This window comes from Aeromonas sp. CA23 (genome assembly GCF_002587065.1).
Lineage (GTDB): Bacteria > Pseudomonadota > Gammaproteobacteria > Enterobacterales > Aeromonadaceae > Aeromonas > Aeromonas bestiarum.
Genome location: NZ_CP023818.1, coordinates 2076181 through 2094609 on the forward strand (window position 1 = coordinate 2076181; position 18429 = coordinate 2094609).

Sequence of the window (18429 nt, forward strand, 5' to 3'; positions counted from 1 at the left end):
CTTAGGCTGCGGCCTTGGCGGCGTGCAGATTTTCCTGATAGCGGGCGACGAAACCGGCGCTCTGCTCTTCCAGGATCTGGATGAGACGGCGGCTCTGGGTCTGCACTATGGTGTAGAGGAACAGCATGGGCACCGCCACGACCAGACCTTGCATGGTGGTGACCAGGGCCTCGGAGATACCGCCCGCCATCAGCTTGGGATCGCCGGTACCAAACAATGTGATGGCCTGGAAGGTGGCTATCATCCCGACCACGGTACCGAGCAGACCCAGCAGCGGTGCGACCGAGGCGATCAGCTTGATGATGCTGATGCCCTTCTCGAACTTGGGCACGTTGCGCAGTATGATCTCGTCGAGCTTGGATTCCAGATCCTCTATGTTGTCGCCACTATGGTTCTGGTAAGCCCCCAGCATGTCGCCTATGGGGTTGCCCTTGATGATCTGATTGGATTTCAGCTGCTTGCGCATGGATCCGCCGATGAGGGAGAGGCGGGCGCCGCAGAACAGGGCCAGCAGGGTACCGAGCACGCCGAGCACCATGATGACGTAACCCACTTCACCACCCTGATCGACCCGCTCCTTGAAGGTGGGGGATTGAACCAGCAGGGAGAGGATCACGCCGCGGGACGGGTCGACGAAGATGGGCTTGACGCCGCCGCCACCTTGCTCAAACTCGGCGATGGGCTCCAGCACCCCCTTGTCGGGCTGACGGGGCAACTGCTCGAACTTGCCGGTTTCCGGGACGAAGGTCAGGTACTTGCCCTCGGAGACGGTATTGAACTCACCGATCTGGGTGACTGTCTTCTCGGCCTGGTTGCCCTCGCCGTACACCACGGTCGCCGGTATCTGGCTCACCTTGCCGCCATCGACCATGCGGCTGAGGGTGGTGGTCCAGAAGGCGCTCAGATCATCGCTGGAGGGCAGCTCCTTGCTCTCTGCCAGGCGGGTCAGCAGCGCCGCCTGTTCCGGGTGTTCGACCCGGCGGGCTGAGGCGTTGAAGATCCCCTTGAACTCGCCGGCAAACTGGCGCAGCACGCCGAACATCTCGCCCATGTTGCCGGAACGCTGGCGCAGGGTGTCGGTCAGCTCGGTCAGCTGTTTGTCATTGGCATCGAAGGTGGCCTTGAGTTTCTCCCCCTTGGCGGTTTCGGCGGCAAGCTCTGCCTTGGCTTTGGCCAGCAGGGCGCCTTGCTCGTTCTTGTCTGCCAGGAAGCGGGCTTCCCGCTCCTTGTTGAGCTGGGATTCGCTGGTACTGGCGGCCTTGACCTGATTGAGCAGGGCGTTCAAGTCCACAGGTTTCTCGGCGGCGGTCACCGGCAGGGTGATCAGGGTGGCTCCCGCGATCAGGGAGGCAATGGCAAGTTTGATTCCTTTCATGATGTTTTCTCCGCAGTTTGAACCGGCAGCTTGATGAGCGCGGGGGGCGCCTGCTTCTTGGCGATACGCAAGCCCTGTTCTACTGCACTGCGATACTCCTGGGGCAACTCTTCCCATTGACGGGTCTTCTTGTTCCACATGCCGGTCTCATTGCCATCCGGGGACTGGTAGAGCAAGGCGATGCGGCCGACCCGCAGGAACTCATAGGTCTTCTCGGTGCCGGCCTTGTCCAGACTGGCCTTGTAGGATTCTATGGTTCGGCTGAAGCCCTCCTCGATCTGGTAGGCCTCCAGGATCTTGCGGTACTTCTCGGAGATGGTGACATCGGCCCGGTTCATCAGATCGGTCAGGGCCGCCACGCGGTCCTCCCGCTCGACCTTCTGGAACGGCAGATCCAGAGAGACGAACTGATCGAGGGAGTCGATCATCTTGAGCATCAGGGGCACCACTTCGGTGCTGGTCTGGTCGATCTGGGCGATCTGGCGCTGCATCGAGGCCAGCTCTGTGGTCTGGGAGTCGACCATCTTGCCCACTTGCTCGTTGTAGGTGCGCAGACTGTCGACCTGACGCAAGGCGGCCTTGTACTGCGCCAGGGCAGACTCGGCAGACTCGGCGTAGTTGTCGATCTTCTGCTGGGAAACTTTGGATGCATTGTCGGTGGCGGCTTGAGCGTCCACTGCCTGACCGGCAGAGGCGGCACTCAGATTGAAGCTGGTCAGCAAGGCGGCCGAAACCAGGCTGCCGAGGAGCGCTTTCTTCATTGTAATTGTCCTTGTCTTCATAGGATTACCCTATCTCCGTAACTTCCTTGGAACCTTGGGCAAAGCCGGCCCGACCGGGCCGGCTTGGGTTGTATATCAACGAGGTTGATTAGAACTTCTGGGTGTAGTCGAGGTAGACGATGCGCCCATCGATGCTGTAGAGCTCTTCTTCGTAGGTGAAGCCGTCACTGGAGAGCGAGGGGCCTACGTTGAACATGTTCTTCACACCGGCTTGCAGCTTGCCGTTCCAGGGGGTGTCCACACCGACGTTCAGGTTCCAGGTGGTCTGGGAGGCGATATGGCCCTCTTGCTGACCATCCACGTAGTCCTGGCTCTGGGAGTCGATGTAGCTGGCACTCAGGTAGGCGTCCATGTTCCACCACTGGGGTACATTGGCACCGATACCTGAATTGAAGCGCAGGTCAGGCTTGGCGTTCCAGCCCTTCTTGTCGACCATGGGACCACCGGCGAACAGACCCTCTTCATATTTCAGAATGTAGGTGCTGCCGAAGTCGTAGCGCACTGTCACGACGTCGAAGTCGTACTTGTAGTCCGCCTTGAAATCCAGACCGCTGGTCTTGAGTTGCCCCAGGTTGACCATGCCGGCATAGACCTGCTCGACATCGCCGTTGGCATCGCGAATGACGTTCGGGTTGCTGCCGGTATTAAGCTCCTGATAGAACTGGGTCTGGGTGGTTGCCAGCTGGATCACGTCATCGATCTTGATGTAGTAGTAATCCAGCGAGAGGTTGAGATCGTCGATCGGGCTATACGCCGTACCTATGCCGAAGGTGTCAGCCGTCTCTTCCTTCAGGTTCTTGTTGGACTGACGAACCGTGGTGTACTGCTCTTCCGGGCAATTGGCCACGCCGTTTGCCTGGCAGGAGACATAGTCCTTGGCAAAGTCGGCGGAGTCTGCGTCGGCCGCGTACAGGTCTTCCAGACCCGGAGCACGGAAGGATTGTGACCAGGAGGTACGGAACAGCAGGTTGTCCAGCGGCTGATAGCGCAGGCTCGCCTTGGGTGAGAAGGCACTGCCAAAATCGCTGTACTTGTCGAAACGCCCGGCCAGGTTCAGTTCAACCTGCTCGGTGATGGGGATCAGGCTCTCGATGTAGGCGGCGAAGACGTCGCGTACGCCACCACCCGAGTTACCGGAGGAACCGATGACGTTGCCTGCCGCTGACTGGCTGTCATAGGTGTCGGAGTAGACCCAGTCGTTGTACTCAGCCCCCAGGTACCAGCCGATTGGGCCGGCCGGCAGTTCACCCATGCTCCAGCCCAGACCGCCGTACCACTGGAAGAAGTCCATCTTGGAGGTGCGGCTGGTGTCGTAGGAGAGGCTGTCGGTGGCGGCACTGGAGAACTCGCCGTTCTTGAAGTTACCGCTGTCGACCTCCTGCTGGACCGCCGGGTTCAGCACATAGCCGGTGCCGCGGCTCTTGTTGTCGGTCTTGGAATACATGTAACCCGCATTCCACTCCACATCACCCACCGCTTCGGTCGGCAGCGTGCCTTCGAAGCCCAGGTTCATGCTGCCGGTCAGGTCGGTGACGTCATTGTCACGGGGACCGACGTTGCTGAAGCGGTAGTAAACGGTGGCCTTCTCGCCGATGAAGCCGTTGTCGGCCAGCAGCTCGGCGCCGCCCGGAGTGGTGCCGTCGATGGAGAAGGGACCGGCTGCCGGAGCGAAGCGGCCAAAGCTGGTGACCCGCGAGCCGATCAGCTGGGGGACGAAGTCGACGCTGTCATTGATGTGATAGCGGCCATTTACATAGACAGTATCCCGGGTGCGGGAGGCTGTCTTGGCGGCGACCTGGGCAAAGTCGAAGCGACAGGCGGTACCGACCGGCACGAAGCCGGGGCCGGTATTGGCACAGTCGATGCCATCCAGGGTACGGGTAACCGTCTTGCCGGTGGCGGTATCGATGCCCTTGATGTTGCGGCCATACAGGCTGGGTGCAGAGGCACCTTCACGGGCCAGATAGTCGCGATCCTTGTAGTAGATCTCGTCCTTGACGTCGTGCTCGTACACCATCATCAGGGCGCCTTTCTCCCCTGTGATGCCGCTGACGATGGAGCCACTCTTCTCGTCGCCGCCCTCTTCGGTGGGAGAGCCGATGCGACCCTGGAATTCCAGCCCTTCATAATCCTGTTTCAGGATGACGTTGATGACACCACCGATGGCGTCGGAACCATACAGTGCCGAGCCGCCATCCAGGTTCACTTCCACCCGTTCAACGGCTGCCATGGGAATGGAGTTCAGGTTGATGGAGCTGCCCCCCATGGAAGGGGAGCCGGCGACCCGCTTGCCATTGAGCAGCACCAGGGTGCGCTCGGAGCCGAGACCACGCAAGCTAACGGTGGCCTGGGATTGAGCAGAGCTGCCGGAGGAGGGGGAGATGCTGCCGAAGGAGTTGTAGGAGGCCTGTTTCAGGTAATCGGCCACTGTCTGCTGACCGGATTGTTCGATCTTGGCCTTGGTGATGGCGACGACCGGGGTGGCACCTTCCACCTCGACACGGGAGATGCGGGAGCCGGTAACCTTGATTTTCTGCAGTTTTTCGACGTTTTGGCTTTCTTCGGCCATGGCGGGGGTAACTACCACTGCCGCGCTCGCCAAGGCAAACGCAACGGCAGCAGAGAGTCTGCTTTTCCTAAGCATCGCTATATCCTTCCTGGTTGTTTTTTTGTTTGCTTCCATACCGCCCTCGTTGGAGCGATGCGTAAGGCTTATCAAGCTTTCGATGTGGACGTCAATTGAGGCGGTATGGATGGGGTAGGGGTGGGCAATAAGATGACTATGTTTTATTAGTTCGCCATTGCCAGTTTTTAATTCTGACTTGGCATTCATTTACGATGTGAAATCGGTGTTAAATCGATGTGTTTCCATTTTATTGATTAATTTTGAACTTATCGATAAGGGATCTGTCCCCTTGATATTTATCTTGTGAAAGGCTGCTTATATAGAATTATTAGCTGTTTTTGTGGTGTGTTGTGTTTCTGTTCAGACTTGGTGTTTGGCGAAATTAAAACTTGTGTATATAGATAGGGTAAATTAACGAGTTTTCATTTAATGCCATGTTTAATAAAGCATTTTTGTTTTTGTGGTTGTTTTTTATTATTTTAATTTAAAATTTAAACGATGGTTGAATTGCTCTGTGAGTAGTTTTTTATCTTGAAGTTGGGGTTTTCATAAAAAACTCACAGTAAATTCTGCTATTTGCCAAAGGCAGATGCTGCCCTCTTCGTTCTACTTGATTTTTGTTGCAGAGCTTTTACAGTGACCCAGCGGATTGTCTGCCAATAACAGCCTATCCAGTGAGTAATGCCAGGAAGGAGAGGCCCGTCACCGGATGTGACTGGCCATAAAAGAACAACAAGGACGAGGTTTCACCATGCTGTCGTATTTCTTACGTCGGATGCTTTTGATCATCCCGACGTTTCTCGGTATCACCCTGCTCGTCTTCACCATCACCCGTTTCGTGCCGGGCGGCCCGGTCGAACGCATGTTGCTGCAGGCGCAGGTGTCACAAAACGAGACCGGACGCTCCAGTGGCAGCAAGGGCGCCCAGGCGCTCTCCGATGAGCAGATCGAGGAGTTGAAAGCATTTTACGGGCTGGACAAGCCCATGCTGATCGCCTATTGGGAGTGGCTGCAGAAGCTGGCCGTGCTGGATCTCGGCGAATCGACCCGCTATTACGAGCCGGTGTGGGGCCTCATCAAGGAGAGGTTGCCGGTCACCGCCTTCTTCGGGTTGGCGACCTTTCTGCTCAGTTATGCCGTTTCCATTCCGCTCGGGGTGGCCAAGGCCCTCAGGCACAACAGCCGCTTCGATTCGCTCAGCTCCATGCTCATCTACATGGCCTATGCGCTGCCCGCCTACGTGGTGGGGATCTTCCTCATCACAGTCTTCGCCTTCCATCTGGAGTGGCTGCCCATGGGCGGTTTTCCCGGGGACGACTTCGATTCCATGGAGAGCAGTTGGGACCAGATCCGTACCGTCTTCGCCCATGCCCTGCTGCCGCTTATCGCCTACGCCATCGGGGATTTTGCCATCCTCACCATGACCATGAAGAACAGCCTGATGGAGAACCTGTCGGCGGATTACGTGCGTACCGCCGTGGCCAAGGGGCTGCCGTTTAGCAAGGCGGTGACCGATCACGCCATGCGCAACAGCCTGATCCCCATCGCCAGTCACCTGGGGTCCGTGCTCACCGTCTTCTTCGGCGGCTCCTTCCTCATCGAGACCATCTTCAACATCGACGGCATAGGCCTGCTCGGCTATGAGGCGATCGTCGAGCGGGATTACCCCACCGTCATGGGCATACTGGCCATCACCTCCATGTTGATGCTGGTGGGCAATATCGTCTCCGATATCTGCGTTGCCCTGGTCGATCCCCGCGTACGGTTTGGAGAGTGAGCATGAACCCTATCTCTCTTGTCATGCCGATGCTGATATCACGCCATATCGTCTCCGATATCTGCGTTGCACCTTCTGTTGACCCCCGCGTGCGGTTTGGAGAGTGAACATGAACCCGGTCACCTTAAAAAAACTCAAGCGTTTCAAGTCGATAAAACGCGGCTACTACTCCTTTGTCATCTTTACCACCCTGGTGCTGCTCTCCCTGCTGGCGGAGCTGCTGGTCAACAGCCGGGCGCTGATGGTGAGCTATCAGGGCCAGCTCCACTTCCCCACCTATGGTGACGTGATCCCGGGCCAGCACTTCGGGCTCGATTACGAGTACGAGACCAACTACCGCCAGCTGAAGGCCAAATTCGCAGAGGAAGGCAAGGGCGACTGGGTGCTGCTGCCCCCTGTGCCCTGGAACCCCTATGAGCAGGATTTCAAGCAGGATGCCTATCCGCCCTACGCCCCCAGCGCCGAGGAGCGCCACTTCCTCGGCACCGACACCAGCGGCCGTGACGTGCTGGCGCGGCTGGTGTATGGCTTTCGCATTGCCATCGGCTTTGCCTTTATCGCGTTGGCGGCCAGCTATGCCATCGGGGTCAGCATAGGCTGCATGATGGGTTTTCTCGGCGGGCGGTTTGACCTCATCCTGCAACGCTTTATCGAGATCTGGTCCCAGGTGCCGTTTCTCTACGTCATCATGATCCTGGTGTCGCTGGCCAAGCCGAACTTCGGCCTGTTTGTTGGCATCAACGTGCTGTTCGGCTGGATGGGGATCACCTGGTACATGCGCACCCTCACCTACAAGGAGCGGGCGCGGGACTATGTGATGGCGGCGCGGGCGCAAGGGGCGAGCACCAAACGGATCATCTTCAACCACATACTGCCCAATACCCTGATGATGATAGTCACCCTGGCGCCGTTTGCCGTGGTGGGCAATATCTCGACCCTGACGGCGCTGGACTATCTGGGCTTCGGGCTGGCACCACCGACTCCGAGCTGGGGCGAGCTGCTCTCCCAGGGCATCAACAACCTGGATGCCATCTGGATCGTCAGCTCGGTCGTCGCGGCGGTGAGTCTGGTGCTGATCATGGTCTCCTTCATCGGCGAGGCGATCCGCGAGGCGTTCGACCCGCGCAAATTTACCCGTTATCAGTGACACGCGGCATGCTTCATCGCCGTGTGTATCCAACCCTTAATTGAGAAGCCCCCAGTGCAGGGGCCAGACCTGGAAGTCAAACATGAAAAATAAAATCAAATGGATAGGTGCTCTCTTTGTGCTGGTGAACGGATCCTGGGTGTGGGCGGCCAGCCTGCCTGCGGATCTCAAATGGGAGACCAACGACACGGATCCTGTGTTCGCCTCCCCCAAGGCGCTGCCGGGCGGCAGCCTCAACATGTTTGTCGACAGCTTTCCGCTGACGTTCCGCACCGTGGGGCCCGACTCCAACGGTGCATTCCGCTCCTTTATTCAGGACAACCAGTTGCGGCTCATCAGCTTCCACCCCAATACCGGCAACCCCATACCCTCGCTGGCCACCCACTGGGCCATAGCGCCAGACAATCAGACCGTCTACTTCAAGCTGGATCCGCGGGCCAAATGGTCCGACGGCAAGCCGGTCAATGCCGACGACTACACCTTCGGCTACGAGATGATGCGCTCAAAAGAAATCCGCGCCCCTTGGTACAACAACTACTACACCACCGAAGTGGTGGCGGTAGAGAAGATCGATGACCACACCATTCTGGTCAAAACGGGCAACCGCAAGGCCAAGCTGGATCTGCTCAACACCACAGAGCTGTACCCTCAGCCCAGGCACTACTACAAGCTGACCCCCAACTGGGTGAAGCAGTACAACTGGGCTATAGCACCCACCACTGGCCCCTATGTGATCAGCGACGTCAAGAAGGGCAAGTCGGTCACCTTCAGCAAGCAGCAGGGTTGGTGGGCAAAGGACGATCGCTACAACCAGCACAGATTCAACCTCGACACCATCAAGGTGCAGGTGATCCGCGACCACAACATCGCCTTCCGTCACTTCCTGAAAGGGGAGCTGGATACCTTCGAGATGATACTGCCCAACTGGTGGCATGAAAAAGCGGTCACCCCGGAGTACAAGAAGGGGTACGTGCAGAAGGTGATGGCCATGACAGACACCAAGCAGGGCGGTCAGGGGCTGCACCTCAATGTGGCCAATCCCAAGCTGGCTGACCTCAACGTGCGGCTCGGCATCCAGCAAGCCTTCAACATCGACAAGATGATCGAAACCGTGCTGCGTGGCGACTATGACAGAGCCACCACCTTCGGCTCGGGTTTTGGCGAGTTCACCGACATCCAGCTGCCGGAGCGGGCCTATGACATCGGCAAGGCGCGGGAGTACTTTGCCAAGGGCGGCTACGCCAAGCCGGGGCCGGACGGCATTTTGCAAAATGACAAGGGCGAGCGACTGACGCTGGCGCTCACCTATACCAGTCAGGAGCACTCCAAGCGACTGACAGTGCTAAAAGAAGAGGCCAAGAAAGCGGGTCTGGATCTGGAGCTCAATCTGGTGGATGGCGCCACCGGCTTCAAGGTGATGCTGGAGAAGAAACACGAGGCGGCCTGGATGGGCTGGGCTGGCGGTGGTCTCTACCCACAGTATTGGGAGTCGTTCCACTCCGCCAACGCCAACAAGCCGCAGACCAACAACCTGTTCAACGTGGCGGACAAGGAGCTGGACGCGCTGATCGACGCCTACAACGTCGAATTCGACATGGACACGCGGGCCAAACTCTCACAACAGATCCAGCAGCGGATCTATGATCTCGCCATCTTCGTGCCCGGGGTGCAGCTCAACTATGTGCGGGCCAGCAGCTGGCGCCATGTGATGCTGCCCGAGGTGCCCGCCACCAAGAACACGCCGGATCTGCTCTACTGGCCCATGGATGGCTATCCCCACAGTAGCGGCGGTCTGCTCTGGCTCGATCCCAAGGTGAAGGAAGCGACCTTGAAAGCCAAGGACGCGGACGAGGCGCTGGCGCCCATCACCCTGCTCGACAAGACCTATGCACATCATTGATGCCATTGAGCAGGGAGCAGCAGTCATGTCCAACACACAGGCCCCCATCCTCGACGTACCGGATAACGGGGTGAAGTTCACCGCTGATAATGGCCAGAACCAGGCCCCCATTCTTGAGGTAAGCGATCTCGAGGTGGAGTTTTCCGTCGACGACGGCAAGATCAAGGTGCTCGACGGGGTCAGCTTCAAGGTGGCCCCGGGCCAGACCTTAGGTATCGTCGGTGAGTCCGGCTGTGGCAAGAGCGTCACCTCGCTCGCCATCATGGGGCTGCTGCCCAAGCCCCACGGTCAGGTGGTGGCTGGCTCCATCCGCTTTCAGGGAGAGGATCTGCTCACCCTGGCGCCGGATCAGATGTACAAGGTGCGCGGCAACCGCATCTCCATGATCTTTCAGGAGCCGATGACGGCGCTCAACCCGGTGCAGACGGTGGGCGATCAGCTGATGGAGGTGTTCGGCCTGCACAGACCCGATTACAACCGGGCCCAGCGCAAAGCCGCGGCCATCGCCATGCTGCAGAAGGTGGGGATCCCGGAGCCGGCCCAGCGCTTTGCCGTCTATCCTCACAACCTCTCCGGCGGCATGCGCCAGCGGGTGATGATCGCCATGGCGCTCTCCTGCGAGCCGGATTTGCTCATCTGCGACGAGCCGACCACGGCGCTGGATGTCACCATTCAGGCTCAGATCCTGGAGCTGATGAAGGAGCTGCAGGCCCAGACCGGCATGGCCATCATCTTCATCACCCACGATCTCGGTGTGGTGGCCGAGCTGTGCGACGAGGTGGTGGTGATGTATGCCGGTCGCGCGGTGGAGCAGGCGGATGTCTATGAGCTGTTTGACCACCCGCGCCATCCCTATACTCATGGCTTGATGAGCTCGATCCCGCGACTGGAAGATGTCCCCAAGAGCCTGCTCAAGACCATCAAGGGTCAGGTGCCCGCTCTGCATGAGATGCCAGCGGGTTGCCGCTTCTCCAATCGCTGCCCCCACGCCACCGACCTCTGCATAAGAGTCATTCCGGCGACCGAGCAGCTCGGTGCCCGGCATGGGGTGGCCTGCCATCACTGGAAGGAGTTGACGATATGACGGCGTTGTTGTCCGTGCGGGATTTGAAACAGCACTTCCAGCTTGGCGGTGGTTTCCTGCGCAAGAAGTATCGTGTCTATGCGGTGGATGGCATCACTTTCGACCTCAAACAGGGGGAGACGCTGGGGCTGGTGGGGGAGTCAGGTTGTGGCAAGTCCACCCTGGGCCGTACCCTGCTCAAGCTGTTCGAGCCGACCGCAGGCCAGATAAGCTTCGAGGGGCGGGACATCACCCATCTCTCGCCCCGGGAGATGCGCTCTCTGCGCCAGGAGATGCAGATAGTGTTTCAGGATCCTGCAGAATCCCTCAACAGCCGCCACACGGTCGGCCAGATCCTGGAGGAGCCCTTCATCATCCACGGCAAGGGCAACACTGAGCAGCGGCGAGCCTGGGTGCTGGAGCTGCTGGACAAGGTGGGCCTGCCGAAGAGTGCGGTGGATCGCTACCCCCATGAATTTTCCGGCGGTCAGCGTCAGCGTATCGGTATCGCCCGGGCCATCGCCCTCAAGCCCAAGCTGCTGGTGTGCGACGAAGCTGTGTCGGCCCTCGATGTCTCGGTGCAGTCCCAGATTATCAACCTGCTGCTCAGCCTGCAGCGGGAGATGAACCTGGCCATCATCTTCATCGCCCACGACCTGTCGGTGGTGAAACACATCTCGGATCGCATTGCTGTGATGTATCTGGGACGGATCGTCGAGCTGGCGGAGGCTCAATCGCTCTATCTGGCGCCACGCCACCCCTATACCCAGGCACTCATCTCGGCCATTCCTGTGCCGGATCCGCGCCGTCGCAACCAGCGCATACTGCTGACGGGCGATGTGCCGTCCCCCATCTCGCCGCCGAGCGGCTGCCACTTTCACCAGCGTTGCCCCTATGCCACGGATCTGTGCCGTCATACTGCGCCGAGCCTGCATATCTGTGACGGGGCGGCTCATCAGGTGGCCTGCCACTTCCCCCTGGCGGAGGCGGAGGCTGTGCCTCTGGGAAAGGCGATATGATGCCGGTGCCCGCATCGCAACAGAGTGGCACGGGAGACAAGCAATAAAAAAATGGGGCCTGTGGGCCCCATCTTCATGGTTGGAGTTCAGGTTTGGCCGTGGAACATCTGGCCAGGGCAGGACAGCGGCCCCGAGAGGGGATGGCTGTTGCAATGATTATGATGTGTGTAATTTTACTACGTTAGATCTCTTTCTCCGATGCATCAGGCACCGTAACGGAAGTAATACTCACGGGTTGACGGGGCGTAGGTGTCTTTCTCTACGGCGCCTTTCTTGCTGGTTGCACCCTTAAGGTGGAACAGTACTGCCAGGTTCTCAAACATATATTCACCTCATCGCTCTGTTATCTAGTTGTAGTGTGTGACCTGGGTCACAATTTGATCCTATGGCCTTATGTGAGCTGGATCAACTTTTTGTGTGGTAAATTTACATAAATCATGGAAAGGGTTTTCAAACCCAGTTCTGTTTATGGAGACGGTTTCAGAGCCACTCAGGGCACCATGGCGGGTCGGGAGTGATCCCTGATGGGCAGATGAAGGGCCAGGGTATTGAAAGGAAGGCGACCCTCAGGAGCCAGGTGTGCCTGGCGGTGGCGGCCACATGCGTGCAAAAAAATACCCCGCACTTGGCGGGGTATGCATCAGGTCGACTGCGGGTACAGAGGAACCGGCGCCTTATTTGGCCGGGATCTGCTCCAGCACGTGCACCAGCAGTTGCCAGAAGCGCTCGACCGCCGGGATGTGTACCTTCTCGTCTGGCGAGTGGGCACCGCGTATGGTCGGGCCGAAGGAGACCATGTCCCAGTCCGGATAGGCGCTCTTGAACAGGCCGCACTCCAGGCCTGCGTGGATCACCATGACGTTGGGCATCTCGCCGAACAGGGTCTGGTAGCTGTTGCGTACCAGCGCCATCACGGGGGAGTCCACATCCGGCGCCCAGCCAGGATAGGCCCCGGTAAATTCGCAGCTGGCACCGGCCAGATTGAACAGGGAGCGGGTCATCTGCTCGACGCTCTCGCGACCGGAGTCGATGAGGGAGCGGATCAGGCACTGCACATACACCTCGCCGTCGAGCGTCTTGATGACGCCCAGGTTGGTGGAGGTCTCGGTGACGCCCGGAATGGCATCGCTCATGCGCATCACACCGTTCGGGCAGGCCATCAGGGAGTCCAGCAGGCGTGTCTGCAGGGTTTCGCTCATCAGCTTGGCCGGTTTCTCCTGAGCGGTGAGCAGCACAGTCAGGTTGGCTTCGGTGGCTGCCAGCTCGCTCTGGTAGATGCCGGCATAGCGGTCGACCAGGGCCTTGAATTCATTGACGTGGGCAGCGGGCACCAGCAGCTTGGCACGGGCTTCGCGCGGGATGGCGTTGCGCAGGGTGCCGCCGTGGATCTCGGCCAGACGCAGGCCCAACGGCTCGGCGGCTTTCAGCAGACGCACCAGCAGCTTGTTGGCGTTGCCACGACCGCGATGGATATCGACGCCGGAGTGACCGCCACGCAGCCCCTTCACCTGCAGCTCGAACCCTTCGCCCTCGGTGGCGGCAACCAGCTCCAGCGGGAAGCGGATATTGGCATCCACACCGCCGGCGCAGCCCATGTAGACCTCGCCATCTTCTTCGGAGTCGGTGTTGAGCAGGATCTCGCCTTCCAGCCAACCCGCTTCCAGCCCGAACGCGCCCGTCATGCCGGTCTCTTCGTCCGTGGTCAGCAGCACTTCCAGCGGACCGTGCTTGAGGTTTTTGTCGGCCAGCACGGCCAGGCAGCCGGCCATGCCCATGCCGTTGTCGGCGCCCAGGGTGGTGCCGCGGGCAGTCACCCAGTCACCGTCTATATAGGCATCGATGGGATCCTGGGTGAAGTCATGCTGGGTGTCGGCGTTGGCCTGGGGCACCATGTCGATATGGGCCTGCAGTACCACACCCTTGCGGTTTTCCATCCCCGGCGTGGCCGGTTTCTTGATGATGATGTTGCCGACGGCGTCTTGCTTGACCGCCAGGCCTTCCCCCTGGGCCCACTCGACTATCCAGGCGCTTAAACGGGCTTCGTGCTTGGAAGGGTGGGGGATGGAGCAGATCTGTTCGAAGAAATGCCAAATCAGTTGGGGAGAGAGAGAACTAAGCTGTGCCACGTCGGGACTCCTTACCAGCACGGAAATTGACCGGGCCCAGAGGGCCGAGGAAGAGGATAACGATAATACAGTCAATCACACAAAAATGTGAGCGATCAGCGCAAATTGCGCGCGGCTTGTGCTGGTAATCGGGTTGTTCGCAGCGTACAGCCGAGGTTGAGGTGACAATGCCCAGCACAAAAGAAATTGTGTGATGTACGTCACAAAAATATTGTGTTTATGGCGCCGGCTGGTAAATTGGTGGCCGTGGTTCGCCACCCGTCAGGATGACGATGAATGCCTCCAGGGAACCGAAGCAAAGCAAGTGCGCCTCCATGGAACCGAGTGTCTGTTCAAGGATCTGAGCCCGCATAAAGGTACGTAACTTGTTAAGCAATCAGGAGTTTTACTATGTCAGGCAGCAATTCAACCTATTGGTTTGCCCAATCGCTCTACACCCAGGGTTATAGCTACCCGAATCCCTTCGCTTACCGCTAAGCAGGGGCGCCCCGCCGGGGACAAGCAGCAAGATGTGAAGCAGCAGGTGAGTGAGGATGCCATCCTCCCCCTGCTATTTTTTTATCTGCAACGGGCGGGAGCGGTGTGGGGATGCGTGGGCGTATGCCTGACGCCGGGCGGGATGGCAGGGGGGCGGGATGCTTTTTCCTGCATTTCGCATACGTTTGCCAGTCAATTTATCCGCAAACGATGCTATCATGCCGGCCCAACAGCCTGTCTGCGGTCTTTCCTCCAAACGACATGGCCGCCAGCTATGCCCATCCTGCTTTCATTGCATCTGTTTTTGCTGCCGAGGTACCAGCCCTGAGGCCGCCAACGTGCAAGCCGAATTCGGGAAGCAGGGGCGCCAGCATTGACTCAGCCGCGCGTGAAAACGCGAGGTGATTATTTTTTAAGTACTTGTTTTATATAACTCTTCGAGATCGATAACATGCCAAAAAAATTCTACGTGTCGTGGGATAACCTGCAACGTGAAGCGCGCCGTCTGGCCCGTCGTCAACTGCCTGTCAGCCAGTGGAAAGGGATCATAGCGGTCAGCCGTGGTGGTCTGGTACCGGCCGCGCTGATGGCCCGCGAACTTGGCATCCGTAATGTCGAAACCCTGTGCATCTCCAGCTACGACCACAACAGCCAGCGCGAGCTGGTGGTTGTCAAAGCGGCGACCACGGCCGGTGATGGCGAAGGTTGGCTGGTGGTGGAAGATCTGGTGGACACAGGTACTACCGCCAAGGCGATCCGCGAGCTCTACCCCAAGGCCAAGTTCATCGCCATCTTCGCCAAGCCCATGGGTGAGCAGCTGCTGGATGACTTCGAAGTCGCCATCCCGCAGGACACCTGGATCGAACAGCCCTGGGACATGGCGCTGGAGTTTGCCCAGCCTATCTGCGACGAAGAGTAAGCACTGAATCAGCTTCACAGGGCTCCTATATGGAGCCCTGTTTTTTTGTGGTGCAACTGGCTGCCGGGCGGGAAAAGTGGTTAAGATGGAGCCATTGCCTGACCGTATGAGTAATTACTTTGGACTTGAACGACGACCTTAACCTGACCGAGAAGCTGTTTACCCGGGTCAAGAAGGTGCTGGAGACCTCCGAGATCTCCAACAGCAGCCCGGTGGAAGAGCAAGATGCCAATCTGGACGAGACCTTTATCGATGGCTCCATGTCGTCGCGCTGGTATCGTCTGCTGCGCCGGCCAACCTGGGCCTGGCAGGGGGCGGATCCGGTCGAGGTGGAACAGACGCTGGCCTGCATCGCCATGGGAAAAGGGGAACGCACCCACGAGCGTTACCTGGATACCATCAAGGGCTATGTGTCCGGCAACTGGGTCTATGAGTGGAGCCAGCTGGCCGGCCGTTACTTCAATCAGGGCCGCGCCCTGGTGGAGCAGGGTGACTCGGCGGCAGCCCTGAAGGATCTGCTCAGGGCGGTGCGTTACTACTCCATCGCCAGTTATCCCCATCTGAAGAATGACGAGTTGGCGGATCAGGCCCAGTTGCTCGGCAACATGGCCTACCGCGAGGCGGGCCGCCTGTTCAAGGTGCCCCTCAAAGAGATACAGGTGCCATTTCGTGGCAAGAGCATTCAGGGCTACCTGCATCTGCCGACCACGGACAAACCAGTGCCCCTGGTCATCGTCAGCGGCGGCATCGACTCGTTGCAGGTCGATTTCCTCAACCTCTATCTCAAATGCCTGGAACCCAACGGCATCGGCATGTTGTCGCTGGATATGCCGGGCATCGGCTATGCCGAGCACTGGCCACTGGTGCAAGACACCAGCCGGCTGCATCAGGCCGTGCTGAACCACCTGTCAGAGGTGGCCTGGGTCGATCATCAGCGCATCGCCATGGTGGGTTTTCGTCTGGCGGGCAATGTGGCGGCGCGTCTCGCCTTCATCGAGCCGTTCAAGCTCAGGACAGTGGTCTGCATAGGGGCGGGCGTCAATCAGGTGTTCACCAATCAGGAGATGTTCGCCCGCTGCCCGCGCATGATGCGCGACGGGCTGGCGAATCGTCTGGGGGCCGACGCGGCCCAGTGGGAGTCGCTGCGTACCAAGTGCCAGGTATTTTCCCTCAAGACGCAAGGATTGCTGGGGACTCGCACTCCCGTGCCGATACTAAGTATCGGACACAAGAAAGATTTTATTTGTCCCGAGCAGGATGTACGGGCATTGGCGTCCGCCAGCCGCAATGGCAAGGCGGTGGTGTTCGACAAGCAACCCTTGCTGGAGGTGTATGACGAGGCGTTGAAAGAGATGGTCGACTGGCTTAAAAAACACCTATGTACATGATATAGCGCTAAAAAAATAACGTCATCCCAGGATGATGTGGCTTGTTCAACAGGGAGGTTAACATGTCAGAAAGAGTGACCTACAAGCGACTGCTGAGGCAGTTTGCCGCGATTGGCCCCTATTTACGTGAAGATCTGTGTGAAGAGGGGCGTTACCGTTTCGACTGTCTCTCCGTCTGCGTCAGCGCCAAACCGGCGCCGGACAAGCGGGAGTTCTGGGGCTGGTGGCTGGTGCTGGAGCAGCAGGATCACAGCTTCAGCTATCACTATCAGGTCGGTTTCTACAATGCGGAAGGGGCCTGGATCAACAAGCCAATCCCGAAGAAGCATCAGGTGGAAGTCGATCGCACCCTCAACCGCTTCTACAAGCTCATCAGTGACAAGCTCACCTCGCTTGAGTGTCGGCTCTCCCCTGCCGAGCAGGTGACCAACGAGCTGACCGTCACCGCCGCCTGATGTACTGATGCCCTGCGAGCCGTCCACTCACTCGCAGGGCCATCTTGTCTCGCTGCCCGCCGTTATCCATTCCTCTCTTTAAGCCTGCCGCCTCTTGCCACAGGGCAAGCTTCCCTGGTCCACGCAGCGCTTGCGGGCTTAATTGCCTTGCAGGGCAACAGGGCCGTGGGTATAAAGGGATTCCTTACTTTTCAGCCTTCTTGCTCCCATGGAAAACAGAACCATAGTCGTCAAACTGGGCACCAGCGTGCTCACCGGGGGATCTTCCCAGCTTAACCGTGCCCACATGGTGGAGCTGGTCAGACAGTGTGCGGCCCTGCACCGTCACGGCCACAGGGTCGTGGTGGTCACCTCGGGGGCCATCGCCGCCGGGCGTGAACATCTGGGTCACCCCCCGCTGGTGCCTACCCTGCCCAACAAGCAGATGCTGGCGGCGGTTGGCCAGACCCAGCTCATTCGGGTATGGCAGGATCTGTTCAACCTCTATGGGCTGCACATCGGCCAGATGTTGCTGACCCGCGCCGATCTGGAAGACAGGGAGCGTTACCTCAATGCCCGCGATACCCTGCGCACCCTGCTCGATCACCGTATCATTCCGGTCATCAACGAGAACGACGCAGTGGCGACCGCCGAGATCAAGGTGGGTGACAACGACAACCTCTCCGCCCGCGCCGCCATTCTGGCCGATGCCGACCTCTTGATCCTGCTGACCGATCAGACCGGCCTGTTCACCGCCGATCCGCGCAGCAACCCGGATGCCCAGCTGATCGAAGAGGTGCAGACCATAGACGATACACTGCGCAAGTTGGCGGGTGGCAGCGTCGGTGGCCTCGGTACCGGTGGCATGGCGACCAAGCTGCAGGCGGCCGACGTGGCGCGGCGGGCCGGGGTCAAGGTGGTGATTGCCACCGGCCAGATGCCGGAGGTGATAGGCCGTCTCGCCAAGGGCGAGCGCATCGGCACCCTGTTCCCGGCGCTGGCCTCGCCGCTGGAAGGGCGCAAGAGCTGGATCCTGGCCGGCCCGCCCCCGCACGGTGAAGTCCAGGTGGATCAGGGCGCCGTGGCCGCCATGCAGGATAAGGGCTCCAGCCTGCTGCCCAAGGGCATAGTCTCAGTGAAGGGGGATTTCGTGCGCGGCGACGTGGTGCGCATTCTCGATCCCAAGGGCGTCGAGCTGGCCCGCGGCATCTGCCGTTACGACCATCTGGAGCTGGAGAAGCTGCGGGGTGTTCACTCGGATCAGATAGAACAGATATTGGGCTATGGCTATGGCGCCGTGGCCATTCACAGAGATGATATGGTGCTGCTGTAAGGCCGCCGGTTCGCTACGGCGATCATGGGCCATTTACCGAGATAACATGGTGCTGCTGTAAGG

13 protein-coding genes are annotated in these 18429 nt (G+C 59.0%); 9 read left to right on the plus strand and 4 right to left on the minus strand.

The window, feature by feature from the left end; genetic code table 11:
* Position 1: 1 nt before the first annotated feature.
* The 3 genes from CK910_RS09865 to CK910_RS09875 all read right to left on the minus strand — a co-directional run bounded on the left by CK910_RS09865 (position 2) and on the right by CK910_RS09875 (position 4801).
* Positions 2-1375, minus strand: a complete 1374-nt coding sequence (locus tag CK910_RS09865; protein WP_043138097.1) for a MotA/TolQ/ExbB proton channel family protein — start codon at positions 1373-1375, stop codon at positions 2-4.
* Positions 1372-2136: a DUF3450 domain-containing protein gene (locus tag CK910_RS09870; RefSeq protein ID WP_098982590.1), complete on the minus strand. Its 765-nt coding sequence runs from the start codon at positions 2134-2136 to the stop codon at positions 1372-1374. The genes CK910_RS09865 and CK910_RS09870 overlap by 4 nt, the downstream gene beginning before the upstream one ends.
* A 109-nt stretch (positions 2137-2245) precedes the next feature.
* Entirely contained in the window at positions 2246-4801 is a 2556-nt protein-coding gene (locus CK910_RS09875) for a TonB-dependent receptor (RefSeq protein ID WP_098982593.1), read from the minus strand.
* Positions 4802-5534: 733 nt separating this feature from the next.
* Between CK910_RS09875 and CK910_RS09880 the strand changes: the two genes are divergently transcribed.
* The 5 genes from CK910_RS09880 to CK910_RS09900 all read left to right on the plus strand — a co-directional run bounded on the left by CK910_RS09880 (position 5535) and on the right by CK910_RS09900 (position 11689).
* Entirely contained in the window at positions 5535-6560 is a 1026-nt protein-coding gene (locus tag CK910_RS09880) for an ABC transporter permease subunit (protein WP_098982595.1), read from the plus strand.
* 103 nt (positions 6561-6663) lie between these two features.
* Positions 6664-7707: an ABC transporter permease gene (locus tag CK910_RS09885; RefSeq protein ID WP_172955286.1), complete on the plus strand. Its 1044-nt coding sequence runs from the start codon at positions 6664-6666 to the stop codon at positions 7705-7707.
* Positions 7708-7789: 82 nt separating this feature from the next.
* Positions 7790-9607 (plus strand): extracellular solute-binding protein, encoded by a 1818-nt coding sequence (locus CK910_RS09890; protein WP_098982600.1) that lies wholly within the window; start codon positions 7790-7792, stop codon positions 9605-9607.
* Positions 9608-9632: 25 nt separating this feature from the next.
* Positions 9633-10691 carry an ABC transporter ATP-binding protein gene (locus tag CK910_RS09895; protein ID WP_098982603.1) on the plus strand — a complete coding sequence of 353 codons (1059 nt, stop codon included), beginning with the start codon at positions 9633-9635 and terminating at the stop codon, positions 10689-10691.
* Positions 10688-11689, plus strand: a complete 1002-nt coding sequence (locus CK910_RS09900) for an ABC transporter ATP-binding protein (protein ID WP_098982605.1) — start codon at positions 10688-10690, stop codon at positions 11687-11689. The genes CK910_RS09895 and CK910_RS09900 overlap by 4 nt, the downstream gene beginning before the upstream one ends.
* 674 nt (positions 11690-12363) lie before the next feature.
* Here CK910_RS09900 and CK910_RS09910 read toward each other — a convergent pair.
* Complete coding sequence (locus CK910_RS09910; protein WP_098982608.1) at positions 12364-13815, minus strand: aminoacyl-histidine dipeptidase; 1452 nt, start codon at positions 13813-13815, stop codon at positions 12364-12366.
* 928 nt (positions 13816-14743) lie between these two features.
* Here CK910_RS09910 and gpt point away from each other — a divergent pair.
* The 4 genes from gpt to proB all read left to right on the plus strand — a co-directional run bounded on the left by gpt (position 14744) and on the right by proB (position 18366).
* Complete coding sequence (gpt, locus tag CK910_RS09925; protein WP_042866764.1) at positions 14744-15211, plus strand: xanthine phosphoribosyltransferase; 468 nt, start codon at positions 14744-14746, stop codon at positions 15209-15211.
* Positions 15212-15330: 119 nt separating this feature from the next.
* On the plus strand, positions 15331-16599 hold the full coding sequence (gene frsA / locus CK910_RS09930) for an esterase FrsA (RefSeq protein ID WP_043138123.1): 1269 nt from the start codon (positions 15331-15333) through the stop codon (positions 16597-16599).
* Between the two features lie 62 nt (positions 16600-16661).
* Positions 16662-17054, plus strand: a complete 393-nt coding sequence (gene crl / locus CK910_RS09935) for a sigma factor-binding protein Crl (protein ID WP_043138124.1) — start codon at positions 16662-16664, stop codon at positions 17052-17054.
* A gap of 208 nt (positions 17055-17262) precedes the next feature.
* A complete protein-coding gene (gene proB / locus CK910_RS09940; RefSeq protein ID WP_098982613.1) occupies positions 17263-18366 on the plus strand; it encodes a glutamate 5-kinase in 1104 nt (367 codons plus the stop codon).
* Positions 18367-18429: the final 63 nt, after the last annotated feature.

What these genes read in the sequence shown, in the direction of transcription:
- CK910_RS09865 (WP_043138097.1), bottom strand. Translation starts at nt 1,375, where the DNA reads ATGAAAGGAATCAAACTTGCCATTGCCTCCCTGATCGCGGGAGCCACC.
- CK910_RS09870 (WP_098982590.1), bottom strand. Translation starts at nt 2,136, where the DNA reads ATGAAGAAAGCGCTCCTCGGCAGCCTGGTTTCGGCCGCCTTGCTGACC.
- CK910_RS09875 (WP_098982593.1), bottom strand. Translation starts at nt 4,801, where the DNA reads ATGCTTAGGAAAAGCAGACTCTCTGCTGCCGTTGCGTTTGCCTTGGCG.
- CK910_RS09880 (WP_098982595.1), top strand. Translation starts at nt 5,535, where the DNA reads ATGCTGTCGTATTTCTTACGTCGGATGCTTTTGATCATCCCGACGTTT.
- CK910_RS09890 (WP_098982600.1), top strand. Translation starts at nt 7,790, where the DNA reads ATGAAAAATAAAATCAAATGGATAGGTGCTCTCTTTGTGCTGGTGAAC.
- CK910_RS09895 (WP_098982603.1), top strand. Translation starts at nt 9,633, where the DNA reads ATGTCCAACACACAGGCCCCCATCCTCGACGTACCGGATAACGGGGTG.
- CK910_RS09900 (WP_098982605.1), top strand. Translation starts at nt 10,688, where the DNA reads ATGACGGCGTTGTTGTCCGTGCGGGATTTGAAACAGCACTTCCAGCTT.
- gpt (WP_042866764.1), top strand. Translation starts at nt 14,744, where the DNA reads ATGCCAAAAAAATTCTACGTGTCGTGGGATAACCTGCAACGTGAAGCG.
- crl (WP_043138124.1), top strand. Translation starts at nt 16,662, where the DNA reads ATGTCAGAAAGAGTGACCTACAAGCGACTGCTGAGGCAGTTTGCCGCG.
- proB (WP_098982613.1), top strand. Translation starts at nt 17,263, where the DNA reads ATGGAAAACAGAACCATAGTCGTCAAACTGGGCACCAGCGTGCTCACC.